Source organism: Clostridium sp. UBA1652 (genome assembly GCF_002320975.1).
Taxonomy (GTDB): domain Bacteria; phylum Bacillota; class Clostridia; order Clostridiales; family Clostridiaceae; genus Clostridium_T; species Clostridium_T intestinale.
Genome location: NZ_DCLI01000052.1, coordinates 22,763 through 35,450, shown reverse-complemented (window position 1 = coordinate 35,450; position 12,688 = coordinate 22,763). Strand labels below are relative to the sequence as shown.

The 12,688-nt window shown below is 28.7% G+C and carries 13 protein-coding genes; 8 read left to right on the top strand and 5 right to left on the bottom strand.

What is annotated here, in order from left to right; translation table 11 throughout:
• Positions 1 to 53 precede the first annotated feature (53 nt).
• From B3N22_RS10215 to B3N22_RS10205, 3 genes are read left to right on the top strand one after another with little or no spacing between them, the layout of a single operon-like run.
• The gene (locus B3N22_RS10215) at positions 54 to 269 is read left to right on the top strand and encodes a Blp family class II bacteriocin (RefSeq protein ID WP_286906808.1); all 216 of its coding nucleotides are present in this window, start codon (positions 54 to 56) and stop codon (positions 267 to 269) included.
• A 17-nt stretch (positions 270 to 286) separates the two neighbouring features.
• Positions 287 to 484, top strand: a complete 198-nt coding sequence (locus B3N22_RS10210) for a hypothetical protein (protein ID WP_286906807.1) — start codon at positions 287 to 289, stop codon at positions 482 to 484.
• A 39-nt stretch (positions 485 to 523) separates the two neighbouring features.
• Positions 524 to 667, top strand: a complete 144-nt coding sequence (locus tag B3N22_RS10205) for a hypothetical protein (protein WP_286906805.1) — start codon at positions 524 to 526, stop codon at positions 665 to 667.
• 698 nt (positions 668 to 1,365) lie between these two features.
• Here B3N22_RS10205 and B3N22_RS10200 read toward each other — a convergent pair.
• Both B3N22_RS10200 and B3N22_RS10195 read right to left on the bottom strand, forming a co-directional pair.
• Positions 1,366 to 2,094, bottom strand: a complete 729-nt coding sequence (locus tag B3N22_RS10200; RefSeq protein ID WP_286906803.1) for a LytR/AlgR family response regulator transcription factor — start codon at positions 2,092 to 2,094, stop codon at positions 1,366 to 1,368.
• Position 2,095: 1 nt separating this feature from the next.
• Positions 2,096 to 3,409, bottom strand: a complete 1,314-nt coding sequence (locus B3N22_RS10195; RefSeq protein WP_286906801.1) for a sensor histidine kinase — start codon at positions 3,407 to 3,409, stop codon at positions 2,096 to 2,098.
• Between the two features lie 540 nt (positions 3,410 to 3,949).
• On the opposite strand from B3N22_RS10195, the gene B3N22_RS10190 reads away from it, so the two are divergent.
• Complete coding sequence (locus B3N22_RS10190; protein WP_286906799.1) at positions 3,950 to 4,786, top strand: CPBP family intramembrane glutamic endopeptidase; 837 nt, start codon at positions 3,950 to 3,952, stop codon at positions 4,784 to 4,786.
• Positions 4,787 to 5,317: 531 nt separating this feature from the next.
• Here B3N22_RS10190 and B3N22_RS10185 read toward each other — a convergent pair.
• Together B3N22_RS10185 and B3N22_RS10180 are read right to left on the bottom strand one after the other, a co-directional pair.
• Positions 5,318 to 6,265, bottom strand: coding sequence for a sugar kinase (locus tag B3N22_RS10185; protein ID WP_286906797.1), 948 nt, complete (start codon positions 6,263 to 6,265; stop codon positions 5,318 to 5,320).
• 14 nt (positions 6,266 to 6,279) lie between these two features.
• The gene (locus B3N22_RS10180; RefSeq protein ID WP_286906795.1) at positions 6,280 to 6,927 is read right to left on the bottom strand and encodes a bifunctional 4-hydroxy-2-oxoglutarate aldolase/2-dehydro-3-deoxy-phosphogluconate aldolase; all 648 of its coding nucleotides are present in this window, start codon (positions 6,925 to 6,927) and stop codon (positions 6,280 to 6,282) included.
• A 153-nt stretch (positions 6,928 to 7,080) separates the two neighbouring features.
• Between B3N22_RS10180 and B3N22_RS10175 the strand changes: the two genes are divergently transcribed.
• Positions 7,081 to 8,310, top strand: coding sequence for a helix-turn-helix domain-containing protein (locus tag B3N22_RS10175; RefSeq protein WP_286906793.1), 1,230 nt, complete (start codon positions 7,081 to 7,083; stop codon positions 8,308 to 8,310).
• Positions 8,311 to 8,343: 33 nt separating this feature from the next.
• Here the strand turns inward: B3N22_RS10175 and B3N22_RS10170 are convergent, their stop codons facing one another.
• Entirely contained in the window at positions 8,344 to 9,204 is an 861-nt protein-coding gene (locus B3N22_RS10170) for an AraC family transcriptional regulator (protein ID WP_286906790.1), read from the bottom strand.
• 132 nt (positions 9,205 to 9,336) lie between these two features.
• Here B3N22_RS10170 and uxaC point away from each other — a divergent pair, with 132 nt between their 5' ends.
• The 3 genes from uxaC to B3N22_RS10155 are packed head-to-tail and all read left to right on the top strand — an operon-like array spanning position 9,337 to position 12,656.
• Positions 9,337 to 10,728 carry a glucuronate isomerase gene (gene uxaC / locus B3N22_RS10165; protein WP_286906788.1) on the top strand — a complete coding sequence of 464 codons (1,392 nt, stop codon included), beginning with the start codon at positions 9,337 to 9,339 and terminating at the stop codon, positions 10,726 to 10,728.
• Between the two features lie 13 nt (positions 10,729 to 10,741).
• Positions 10,742 to 11,797, top strand: a complete 1,056-nt coding sequence (uxuA, locus tag B3N22_RS10160) for a mannonate dehydratase (RefSeq protein ID WP_286906786.1) — start codon at positions 10,742 to 10,744, stop codon at positions 11,795 to 11,797.
• Between the two features lies 1 nt (position 11,798).
• On the top strand, positions 11,799 to 12,656 hold the full coding sequence (locus B3N22_RS10155) for an SDR family oxidoreductase (protein ID WP_286906784.1): 858 nt from the start codon (positions 11,799 to 11,801) through the stop codon (positions 12,654 to 12,656).
• Positions 12,657 to 12,688 lie beyond the last annotated feature (32 nt).

Genomic DNA, 12,688 nt, shown 5'->3' with positions numbered 1-12,688 from the left:
CGCCAAAATTAGGAGTTTATTATAAATATATTAAAATATGGAGGAATGCAACCATGGAAATAACTTTAAATTCTAATTTTATGAGTATTAATAGCGATGAACTTATCACAATTGATGGTGGTGTTAATTGGGATAGAGTTTTTAATGGTGTTGCCATAGCTGGTGGTGCATTAATTGGAATTGCAGGAGTTGTAACTGCCCCTATATGGGTGCCTGCTTTAGGAGCTTTTGCAATAGGTACTTCTGTTGGATACTATATATTATATTAAAGTTGGAGGTAATAATTATGTTACAAAATTTAAATCAAAATGACTTAAAAACTATAAATGGTGGAATTGCAGAATATCTGATATTATTAGGAGCTTTTGGGGCTGGTGTAGCAGCTGTTGGTGCTTATAAATTAGCTCAAAATAATATGGCTAATATTTATAATATCTGTACTAGCTCACCACAAACATATAATTCATATATTTATGGTAATTAAATATAAATACTAAATTAATTATATATGAGGTGTTTAAGTATGAAAAAGTTGATTAGCCTACTACCACTAATGGTACTAGTATCTCTAAATTTCACGAATTTATCTAACCTAATTAAAGGTATAGTTATTATTTTAGCTGTATTGGTATATATTTATAGTGTTAAAGCTAATACAAATAAATAACTAAGGCTAAATCAATATTTTTAGCTATAAATCAGTAATATAAAGTAGTCTATGTAAACTTTAAAAACTCATATAAATATAAAGCATACATAGACTGTTCTTAATTTTGGTAAACAAATAGGCAAAGGTTTATATTATTTAACCCATTAAAAATCAATTTAAATAAAGGAGTAATAGCTTTAATCAGCAATTACTCCTTTATTTTCTATCAAAATATTTACAGCCTCTTATAATGTTACTTCCACTTTTATTTATACCCTTTATTTTTTTACTTGAATCATTTAATATAATATTTAATTCTCAATTAAAGGGTGTTATGATCATTTTTTCCGCAGTTTTAGCTTGTGTTTTACATTATTTATTTAATAAAAACAAAGTTTAAATAGCAAGTATGCTTTTGTTTTTAATCATACTTGCTCTCGTAATTTAAATTACTTTAAATATTTGAAAGGAATAATTATTAAAATGAAATCTACTATAAAATTATTTATTATCATTATTTTACTTCTTGTTGATGTATTACTCATAATCAATTTTGTAAAAATTAAAGACTATGGCATGCTACCTCTATACGCACTTATAACCATATTCTTAATATCGGTTATTTATAAACTATATAAATAACATTTTCATAAATATTACTACAGTTCTAATAAAAATAAAAAACTATGTATGAAAATCTAATAATTTAAATAGCATCATTTTACTACTAATCCCTTAATTTTTCTATAAGACACCATGCACTCTTCTCCATTTAGCATATGTATGATCTTGTTCTTAGTATCAATTTTTCTTATATTATTTTTATTAACTATATAGGATTTATGACATCTATAGAAATTATCATCTAACTCTTTTTCTATATCATTAAGATTTCCGCTAAACGTTAGTTGTCTTCCTATACCATGTAATAATATCTTATGCTTTCCACTTAATGTTTCAAAAAATAGAATTCTATCTTGTTCAATAGCTATTATCTTTCCCTCTATCTTTAAGTTAAATATTTTTATTTCAGACTTACTAGATGTATATCTATTATTTGCATCTAATATGCACTCTGCTATTCTTTCTTTTATCTCATCAAACTTATATTTTTCAATGTACTCCATGGCCTCTATTCTGTATTTGAAGGCTAAATGACTCATCTCTACATGGCTTGTTATGAATACTATGAAACCTAACGGATCATACTTCCTTATTTCAGCTGCTAGTTTTATTCCGTCCATTTTTTGTCCTTCTAACTCTATATCTAGAAAATATAATCCAATTCCTTTATTAGTTTTTACATATTCTATAATCTCCTCTGGTTTTTCTGTATCTATAACTAATTGCATGTCCAAATTTTCTATATCTATAGTGTTTTCCACTACCTTTTTATATCTTTTTCTTTGTATCTCATTGTCTTCACATATAAATACTCTAATCATTCTATTGCCTCTCATTTTCCCCAAAGTTATTGTCTATGGTTATCTTCTGAATAAATTCTCCATCCTGTATAATTGTATCTAAGGTTATATATTTATATCTATCTAATATATCCTTTAAGTTGCTTAACCCTATCCCCCTATTTTCACCTTTAGTTGAATATCCTTTTTTATTAATTTTATATATGGGTGGAACCTCTTCTCCACAGCTATTAGAAATAAGTATAATTAGAATTCTATCTTCTCGTATAAATCCTACTCTAATATTATGCTTATCACTGGTTTCTCCTTCTTCAATAGCATTATCTAATAATATTCCTAACACCCTAGTTAAGTCTATAATATGCATATTTATTTTTTCTATAGGGTCTTTTATATCAATCAAGACTTCTATTCCCATTTCTTGAGCTCTTATAAGCTTTGAAGACAATAACCCCTTAACTTCTAAAATCTTCATATTCTTTAGTAGTGCTATTTTGCTGTCATTTTTACCTATCTCATGACTTAATGGCAAGATGTTATCATAGAAATGCTTTTTTAAGCCAGCCATATCATCCTCATCTATATATCCTATCATTGATGATATTATGTTGGCATAATCATGTTTGAATGATCTCATATCACTATACAAGTTCTCTACCTTATTAGTGTAATCTTGTAAAATATTAAAATTCATTTGCTTACTTTTTAATTCCGACTCTTTTGTAACTCCTTTAAAGATTATATATACTATTATTATTATTAATGTACATAAGATAAAAAATAGAACTGCATTAACATGTACCATAGTAGCATCACTATTATCAGGAATTCCAATAACTGAGTAAACTTTTATGACTATTAGGATTACTGATATCAGCATTAATATTAAAAATCTGAAGTTTAATATTATATCTATAAATTTTAGCTTTGACTTTTTTAATATTTCTCCTAATATCCTACTCACTAAAAACATAATTATTGTTTCTACGGCTATAAAAGCTAGTCCAAACTCTGGCATTTCTCCATTAGTACTAAATAGAATATAGTAAACTGCACATACAGCATAATCAATTATTATTAATAATATCGCTGAGGATATTGAAAATAATGTACTATGTAATATATTTTTAGTATTTTTATGTACATATATGCCACTTCCAATCATCATCGGAATTATTTTTAAATTAGGATTTATTTCAAATGCCACTATTGATGCTATTATTGTTAAAATAATCGCAACTAAAGTTTCTTTAGCTTTTATTCTAAAATATGCTAAGTTTACTATTCCTATATATGTATATAATACACATACTATAACGTCTTTATATTGATACATTGCCCGCACCCCATCTATCTTATCTAGCTATATATTCTTCTATTAACTTCCTCATATGTCTTATAGAATCCAAACACGCTTCTACATCTTTTATTTAAGTTATGAATTATAGCATAATTTTGATGAAATATTAGCTATTATTACATTTTTTCCAACCTTTATTATATATTTACCCCCATAAAATGTCAATTTTCTTTCAACCTACTATTAATGCTAATGTAGTAAACTTCACCCAAAAGGTCTCTGAGTAGACGTGCTATGTTTAAAAATGGTTATTTATTCAGAAAAAAATTAGAATATACTAGTTCTATACTTTAATATAAATATTAAAATTTTTTAGATTGATATTTATAGGAGGTGAAAGAAACAACTCTTCTTTTCATACGATTAATCATGAATCTAATACGTTTATTACAAAGTAAACACAAAGAAATTTTAATATGATATTATAAAGAAAATAAGATGGCTGTTTGTTTATATCCAGAGATAACTGAGAGACACAAAGTAACCATCTTGCTACTAGATTAAAGGAGCGAGAAGATGACTATATCGAATGAATATAAAGGTTGGTCTATTACAGAATGTATTTTAATTTTTATTTTTACTACAGTAGCTATGGAGATATGTAGCTTTGGATTTATGGCATTAAGTCACGGTGCTATTTTCCTTTTAAGTCCAGATTTATCATCTTCCTTGAGCAATTATATAGTTCTATTTGCAAGAACAATTGCAAGTATACTAATAATAAGATATGTTGTTAAAAAAAGTAGCTTAAAATGTATTTTAAAACAAAGAGTTAGCAAAAAAATAGAAGTATCACTATTATTTTTGGGAGTACTTTTGTTAATAGGTTATGTGCTAACTTATAGTACTAGTATTGATTTATTGTTAATAAATGTACCATATAGTCAAGCATTTATTGATGCAGCTAGTAACTTGGTTGCAGACTCAAAATACGCGTTCTTATCTACTGTTTTATTTGCACCTGTTTTTGAAGAAATACTACATAGAGGAATTATTCTAGAGAAATTATCAAGAAAATACAATGAATTTATAAGCATTTTAATATCTGCATTGATTTTTGCTTTTTCTCATCTAAATCTTGTACAAGGAGTAAATACTTTCTTTTTGGGTATTGTAATTAGTCTTATTTATATCAAATCAGGATCATTATTAATAACTATACTAATCCACTTGATTAATAACTTATATTTTTATTTAGTTATGTTTCATTCAAATGTACCAAGAGTAAGTTATGGAAACTTTAATATTTATCAATTACTTGTTGGAATTCTACTTTTAATTGTTTCCCTTCTATATTTTTATAAAATAAAAAATAGTAATCTACCCTATATATACTATAAAAAAGGAGATTGATAATAATGATAACCAATGAAATTCTAGTACCTTTTGCTATATCTGTAATTATATATTTTTTTGTTATGCTAATTAATAAGAATCTTTCTTTATCAAAAAAAATATCAAATAAATTTATAAAAAGAAAAAATATAGTATCATTTTTCTTTTTATCTATAATCCTCATAATTACAATAGATTTATTATTCTATATGTTCTCTAATAATCTGACAGACTTCTCCAAGTTACTAGCAAATGGATTCAGGCTAGGTATTTTTATCTCCTCACTAAATATTGTTTTTGATATCATAAAACATAACGATATAAGCAAAACAGCCAAATAGTTGGCTGCTTTGCTTATATACTTAATTTAATTTATTAATGTATAATTTTATTTTTAAAATCATGCTTGTTCATGTAATTTAAATCACTTTAAATATTTGAAAGGAAAATTTATCAAAATGAAATCTACTATAAAATTATTTATTATTATTATTCTACTTCTTGTTAAGGAAGAAAATAAATTAATCCTCGCTGAACTCTTATTGTTATTTATCTATCTATCCCTTTTTTCTTCCCCATAAACGCCATAAGCTGCTCATAATACGGATAACCTTCCATGTCACCTTTTACAAGTGTTGCCATAGCACCAACTGCATTTCCGTAAATGCCGCATTCTCTTATACTTAAGTTTCTTAATACTCCTGATAAAAATCCTGCTGCAAAGCCATCCCCTGCCCCAACCGTATCTTCTGTTGTTACTTGGAATCCTTCTATATATTCCTTATCAGACTTAGTAGCTACATAACAGCCCTTTTCTCCAAGCTTAACTACTACTGTTTTGCAGCCCATTTCTAAAAATTTTTCTGAGATGTCTTTCTCATTTTCTAATCCTAATAACATCTCTCCCTCTTCTATTCCAGGGAATATGATGTCTGCCAATTCTGCAATTTTTAGAAGTACTGGTCTTGCTTCTTCTAAAGTCCACAATTTTAATCTTATATTAGGATCAAAGGAAATGGTTATTCCATTTTCTTTTGCAATCTCTAATACTTTAAATACAGTTTCTCTACAGCTTTCAGATAAGGCTGGTGTTATTCCTGTAACGTGAATAATTTTAGTGTCTTTTATATATTCTATGTCTAAATCTTCTATAGATAATCTACTTGCAGCAGATCCTGCTCTATAATAATAAACATTTGGATTTCCATTATTAAATCTCTCTTTAAAAAGTATTCCAGTACTAGCTCTCTTATCAACTTTTAATCTTGATACATCTACACCTTCTCCACGAACTGTATTTTGAATGTATCTTCCAAATTCATCATCTCCAACTTTCGAAAACCATCCTGCTTTATGTCCTAATCTTGCAAGCGCTATAGCAACATTAGAATCTGCTCCTCCTATAGATTTGCTAAAACTATCTACAAATCTTAGTGGACCATTAGCTTGAGGATTAAAAAGTACCATAGTTTCTCCAAATGTTAATACTTCCTTCATCTTTATACACCCACCTAAATATTATTCCTAGCTTCTCTTACTTTTTCTACGAATTCAGCTGCTACTTTTGTGATTTCTTCATAGTTTCCTGTTTTAGCTCCTTTAGTAAGATCACCACCTGTACCTACTGCTATAGCTCCTGCTTTTATCCACTCAGCTACATTATCTAAATTTACTCCTCCAGTAGGCATAAAATTAGCTTGTGGTAAAGGTGCTTTGAAGGAACTTATAATGGATGGACCATAAGCATTTCCCGGAAATACTTTTAATATTTCTACACCATATTCTAAAGCTTCTACGATTTCAGTTACTGTCATTATTCCTGGTATAACAGCTGCCCCGTATCTATTACACATTTTTAGAGTCTCTATACTTAGGCATGGACTAACAATAAATTCTGCTCCAGCTAGTATACAAGCTCTTGCTGTTTCAGGATCAAGTACAGTTCCTGCTCCTATAATTATATCTTCCCCTCTATATGTTTCAGATAATTCCTTGATTATGTCTACAGCACCAGGCACAGTCATTGTTATCTCAAGTGCCTTAATACCTCCATTTTTAACTGCTTCAATTATTTTAATTGCCTCCTCTTTTGATTCAGCTCTTATAACTGCAACTACCCCTATATCAACTATGTTTTTTATAATCTCTGAACGTTTCATTTGATTATATCCTCCCTTATAATTATTCATATCTTAAATTTATAACTTTTAAATAATTATTACTTTCAGTTTTTTGCTATAAAGTATAAAATTATTGCATTAATTATAAAATTTTTATAATATAAAAAATATAAAAACTTACGGAGGTTCACTATGAATGTTGGAATTGATACTATAGACGAAGGGATTTATAATCTATGCTCATTAATTCATAATCTAGTTAATATAGATGTGGAGTTTTTTGATAGTTCTCATAATTCTTCACTTCAATTGTTCAAATTCCAAAAACCTCTTATAATAGAAGACTTAAGGTTTTCAAGCATATTGGATATGGAAAGCCTTCTTAAGAATAAAAAAGCTAATGATTTATTGTATTACACTGATAATTTTAATCTAAATTATTTGTGTTTAGGCATTTTCTCTCAGCAAAGCTATTCTGGTACAATAATTGCAGGTCCTTTTCTTTCAGATATTCCAGATGACTTACTAATCTCTAAGGTTATTCAATTAAATAATCTTCCTCTTGGATATAGACAGGAGCTTAAAGAATTTTATAAATCTCTTACTATACTAGATAGTAAAACCTATAAAAATATAGGATCTCTTATGGTAAATCTATCCTCAAATCCTCTTATTAATACAAATATCTCTTTTGTTCAGAACAATACTCCTACCGTTAACGTGGAAAGTTCTTCTGAATTAGATGATAGAAAATTTTATTCTGATATAGAATTTAGATATAAATTAGAAAGAGAAATACAGAATTCAGTGGCTAAAGGTGAAAGTAGCGAAGCAATCAAACTTATGAACAGCTTTGAGTTTAATCCAACCCACAGAGTTCCTAATAATCCTTTAAGAGCATGGAAAAATTATGGTTTTGTTATTAATACTCTCCTTAGAATAGGTGCAGATAGAGGTGGTGTTTCCCCTATTTATATACATAATATTTCTGATAAGTTTGCTATATTAATAGAAAAAGTAACAAGTAAGGCAGAATTAGATAGTTTATTAAAAAAGATGACTTTAGAATATTGCGAGCTGGTAAGGAATTTTTCAACTTCTCACTATAGTCCTATAATAGGAAAATGTATTGATTATATAAAAATAAATTTCTATAACAAGATATCTTTAAAGACTATCTCCAGTGAAATAGGAATAAGCCCTTCTCACCTTTCAAGACAGTTTAAGAAGGAAACTAAAGTTACTATAACTGAATTTATAAATAAAGTAAAAATTGAAGAAGCAAAATTTCTACTAAAGCAGAATGAGCTTTCTATTACAGATATTGCTTTAAAGGTAGGTTTTGAAAACCATAATTATTTTTGTTCAGTATTTAAAAAACTAACTTCCTGCACTCCAAAAGAATATTTGCTAAAGGCTTAAAGCTGATTACCTAAATCAGCTTTAAGCCTTTTACTATTTATACATACTTTCATAGAATTGCTTTGGTGTTACTCCATACTCATTTTTAAAGGCTCTAAAGAAATTAGAGTAATCCCCAAATCCGCATTTTTTATATACTTCTTTTATAGATATATTGCTAAGTATAAGTTCCTTTGCCTGAATAAGCTTCTTTTGAACTATATATTTATGAATTGTTGTACCTGTATGTCTCTTAAATTCTCTTGAAAGATGAAATTTACTAAGGTAGCAATATTCTGCAAGTTCATCTATTGTTATGTCCTCTTCAATATTATTATTTATGTACTCTATTATACTATCTATTAAATTACTCTTCTTTATATCTATATCAAGCACAATATCTTTATTAAACAGTATGGTATTTATATAAACCATAAGCTCAGTAATATAAGCTGAGTATAAAAGTTCATAACCAAAGCCTTTATTTTTTTGAATACTTAATATCTTATTTAATACTAATCTTATATTTTTTTGAGTTTCAAAATCCATTCTTAAAACATTTTTTTTCTTATTACTTTCAAAGCAAAGAGTCAAATCTGTTTCTTCGCTTGATATATTTCTTAAAAAAGACCTGTTTAACCATAATACAATTCTCTCATAAGCTGCATCTTTGTTATTTATGATTGCCTTGTGAAGTTCCTTTGAATTAATAAGTACTATATCACCAGGTGCTAAGTTATATATTCTACCTTCTATATGATAAGTTACATCTCCAGAAATAAAAAGATAACATTCATAAAAATCATGATGATGGAGACTTACTCCTGTCATTTCAGTGTTTTTATAATGAAATATTTCATAATCAGTAGAAAGCATATACTGTCTGTTTGAGTACTGCTGAACCTTATTTCTCATTTAAAACTCCTTCATTATTTGAGCAATTTTTGCATGTTATACAGCAATAATAACATACTTTTTAATTTTTGTTATTGCTATAATCAATTTGTAAAAAAGATTATACTTTCAAAATTAATTGAGGTGATGTTATTGTTAGATAACGATTTTATATTAAATGGAAAAACGGCCCAAAATCTTTATCATAGTATTGCAAAAAATGCTCCGATTTATGACTACCATTGTCATTTATCTGGGAAAGAAATATATGAAGACAACACATTTGATAATATTTCTAAGATTTTTCTTGGATTTGATCACTATAAGTGGAGAGCAATGAGGTATGCTGGAGTGCCTGAAAAATATGTAACAGGAGATTCAGATGATCTTAGTAAATTTAAAATGTGGGCCAAAACTTGTGAAAGATTAATAGGAAGCCCTTTATATCATTGGACAAATTTAGAGCTTAAAAACTTCTTTGGTGTAACTGAAATCTTAAAAGAAAGTAATTCTGAAGAAATTTATAATTACTGCAATAAGAAAATCAAAGATGAAAATCTATCTCCTGTAAAGTTTATAGAAAACTCTAATGTAAAACTTATATGTACTACTGATGATCCAATTGATGATTTAGAATATCATAAACTATTAGCTGAAAAAAGTGATTTAACTTTTAAAGTACTTCCAACCTTTAGACCAGATAAATCACTAAATTTATTAAATAAAGACTTTGATGATTATATTGGAAATCTTTCAACCGTAGCTTCTATAGATATTGAAACTTACTCAGATTTCTTGAATGCTATAAAATCAAGAGTTACTTATTTCCATGAAGCTGGTTGTAAACTTTCAGACCACTCTCTTGAAAGTTTAGAGTACTTTTCCACAGATGAAGCTGAAGTAAGCCTAATTTTTAATAAAAGATTAAAAGGTGATGCAATCTCCCAATTTGAGGCAGAAAAATATAAGTTCTTTACTTTAAAACAGCTTGCTAAAGAATATAATGATAGAAACTGGGTAATGCAGCTTCATATAGGAGCTCTTAGAAACAATAATGAAGTAATGCAAGGTAAGACAGGTCCTGATTCTGGCTTTGATATTACTAATGATTTTGAAATCGCACCACATCTTTCAAAGTTACTTAATGATATTAATAATGAAGCTTCCTTACCAAAAACTATACTTTATACCCTAAACCCAAAAGATAATATAGTTTTATCAACTCTTCCTCAATGTTTTAGTGAAGATGGTATTCAAGGTAAAGTACAATTTGGTACAGCTTGGTGGTTAAATGACCACAAAAGAGGTATCACTGATCACTTAACTTCCTTAGGAGAACAAGGAATGTTGGCTTATTCTCTAGGAATGCTTACTGATTCAAGAAGTTTTCTATCCTATGCTAGACATGAATACTTTAGAAGAATTTTATGCAGCTTTATAGGAAATCTTGTGGATTCTGGTGAATTTGAGAAAGATGACGAACTTCTTAAAGAAATAGTTGAAGCTATATGTTTTAAAAATATAAAGAAATATTTAGAAATGTAGGAGGAATAAATTTATGAAATTATCATTTAGATGGTACGGAAATGACGATCCTGTAAAAATTGAATATATTAGACAAATCCCAAGCATGCACAGTATTGTAACTGCAATATATGATGTGCCTGTAGGTGAAAAATGGAGCATGGACAGCATATTATCTCTTAAAGAAACAGTTGAAAATGCGGGTTTAAATTTTGATGTAATTGAAAGTGTTCCTGTACATGAAGACATTAAACTTGGTTTACCAACAAGAGATAAATATATAGAAAACTACAAAGAAAATATCAAAAACTTAGGTAAAGCTGGAGTTAAAGTAATATGTTACAACTTTATGCCTGTATTTGACTGGACAAGAACTCAATTAGATAAGGTATTAGATGATGGTTCAACTGCTTTAGTTTATTACGTTGATCAAATTAAAGATATGGACCCTCTTACTGGTGAACTTTCTTTACCAGGCTGGGATTCAAGTTATACAAAAGAAAGTCTTAAAGAAGTATTTGATAAATACTCAAAAGTAACTAAAGAGGATTTATGGAACAATCTTGAATATTTCCTTAAGGAAATAATACCTGTTGCTGAGGAAGCTGGCGTTAAGATGGCAATTCATCCAGATGATCCACCATATGATATTTTTGGCCTTCCAAGAATAATTACAAACGAAGAAAACCTAGATAGATTCTTAAAACTAGTTGATAGTGAATACAATGGTTTAACTTTCTGTACTGGTTCTCTTGGATCTGGAAGCTTTAATAATGTAGTAAAAATGATAGATAAATATGCTGCTCAAGGACGTATCCACTTCATGCATGTTAGAAATGTAAAGCTTCTAGAAGATGGCAGCTTTGAAGAAAGTGCACACTATTCACCTTGTGGTTCTTTAGACCTTGTAGAAATAATGAAAGCACTTCATAAACACAATTATGAAGGATATCTTCGTCCTGATCATGGAAGAATGATTTGGGGAGAAACAGGAAGAGCTGGTTATGGATTATATGACCGTGCTTTAGGAGCAATGTACTTAACTGGAATATGGGAAACACTAACTAAAACAGATAGAGGAGAAAAATAAAATGAAACTTCCATTTAATATAGATTTAACTGATAAAGTAGTTGTTATAACTGGAGGCGCTGGAGTTATTGGGGGGTATTGGGTAGATGCTCTTGCAGAATGTGGCGCAAAGGTAGCAATACTTGACCTAAAACTTGAAAACGCTGAAAGAAAAGCAGCAGAAGTTATAGCTAATGGTAAGATAGCTTTAGGTGTTGAGGCAAATGTACTTAATAAAGAAAGTCTTAAAAAAGCTCATGAAATTATATTAGAAAAATTCGGGCCATGTGACATACTTATAAATGGTGCTGGCGGAAATAATCCAAAGGGAACAACAACAAAAGAATACTTATTCCCAGAAGACTTAGCTGACGATAACAAAGATTTAATTACTTTCTTTGATTTAGATGAACAAGGAGTAAGATTTGTATTTGACCTTAACTTCCTTGGAACTTTACTACCATCACAAGAATTTGCAAGAGATATGATAGGTAGAGAAGGCTGTAGTATAATAAACGTTTCTTCAATGAATGCATTTACTCCACTTACAAAGATACCTGCATATTCAGGTGCAAAAGCAGCTATATCAAACTTTACTCAATGGCTTGCTGTACACTTTGCTAAAGTAGGCATAAGAGTAAATGCTATTGCTCCAGGATTCCTTGTAACAGCTCAAAATGCTGCTCTTTTAAAGAATCCTGATGGAAGTTTAACTGAGCGTTCACACAAAATCCTAAACAGTACTCCAATGGGAAGATTCGGAGAACCAGAAGAGCTTATAGGAGCATTATTGTTTTTAGTAAATGAATCTGCTTCAAGCTTTATAAATGGTGTAGTTCTTCCGATTGACGGTGGATTCTCAGCATATTCTGGTGTTTAATAAGATTTATAAGTATATTAGTAAAGTCCAGC

Excerpts from the sequence above, each read along its gene's own strand:
- B3N22_RS10215 (WP_286906808.1), top strand. The coding sequence starts at position 54 with ATGGAAATAACTTTAAATTCTAATTTTATGAGTATTAATAGCGATGAA.
- B3N22_RS10210 (WP_286906807.1), top strand. The coding sequence starts at position 287 with ATGTTACAAAATTTAAATCAAAATGACTTAAAAACTATAAATGGTGGA.
- B3N22_RS10205 (WP_286906805.1), top strand. The coding sequence starts at position 524 with ATGAAAAAGTTGATTAGCCTACTACCACTAATGGTACTAGTATCTCTA.
- B3N22_RS10200 (WP_286906803.1), bottom strand. The coding sequence starts at position 2,094 with ATGATTAGAGTATTTATATGTGAAGACAATGAGATACAAAGAAAAAGA.
- B3N22_RS10195 (WP_286906801.1), bottom strand. The coding sequence starts at position 3,409 with ATGTATCAATATAAAGACGTTATAGTATGTGTATTATATACATATATA.
- B3N22_RS10190 (WP_286906799.1), top strand. The coding sequence starts at position 3,950 with ATGACTATATCGAATGAATATAAAGGTTGGTCTATTACAGAATGTATT.
- B3N22_RS10185 (WP_286906797.1), bottom strand. The coding sequence starts at position 6,265 with ATGAAGGAAGTATTAACATTTGGAGAAACTATGGTACTTTTTAATCCT.
- B3N22_RS10180 (WP_286906795.1), bottom strand. The coding sequence starts at position 6,927 with ATGAAACGTTCAGAGATTATAAAAAACATAGTTGATATAGGGGTAGTT.
- B3N22_RS10175 (WP_286906793.1), top strand. The coding sequence starts at position 7,081 with ATGAATGTTGGAATTGATACTATAGACGAAGGGATTTATAATCTATGC.
- B3N22_RS10170 (WP_286906790.1), bottom strand. The coding sequence starts at position 9,204 with ATGAGAAATAAGGTTCAGCAGTACTCAAACAGACAGTATATGCTTTCT.
- uxuA (WP_286906786.1), top strand. The coding sequence starts at position 10,742 with ATGAAATTATCATTTAGATGGTACGGAAATGACGATCCTGTAAAAATT.
- B3N22_RS10155 (WP_286906784.1), top strand. The coding sequence starts at position 11,799 with ATGAAACTTCCATTTAATATAGATTTAACTGATAAAGTAGTTGTTATA.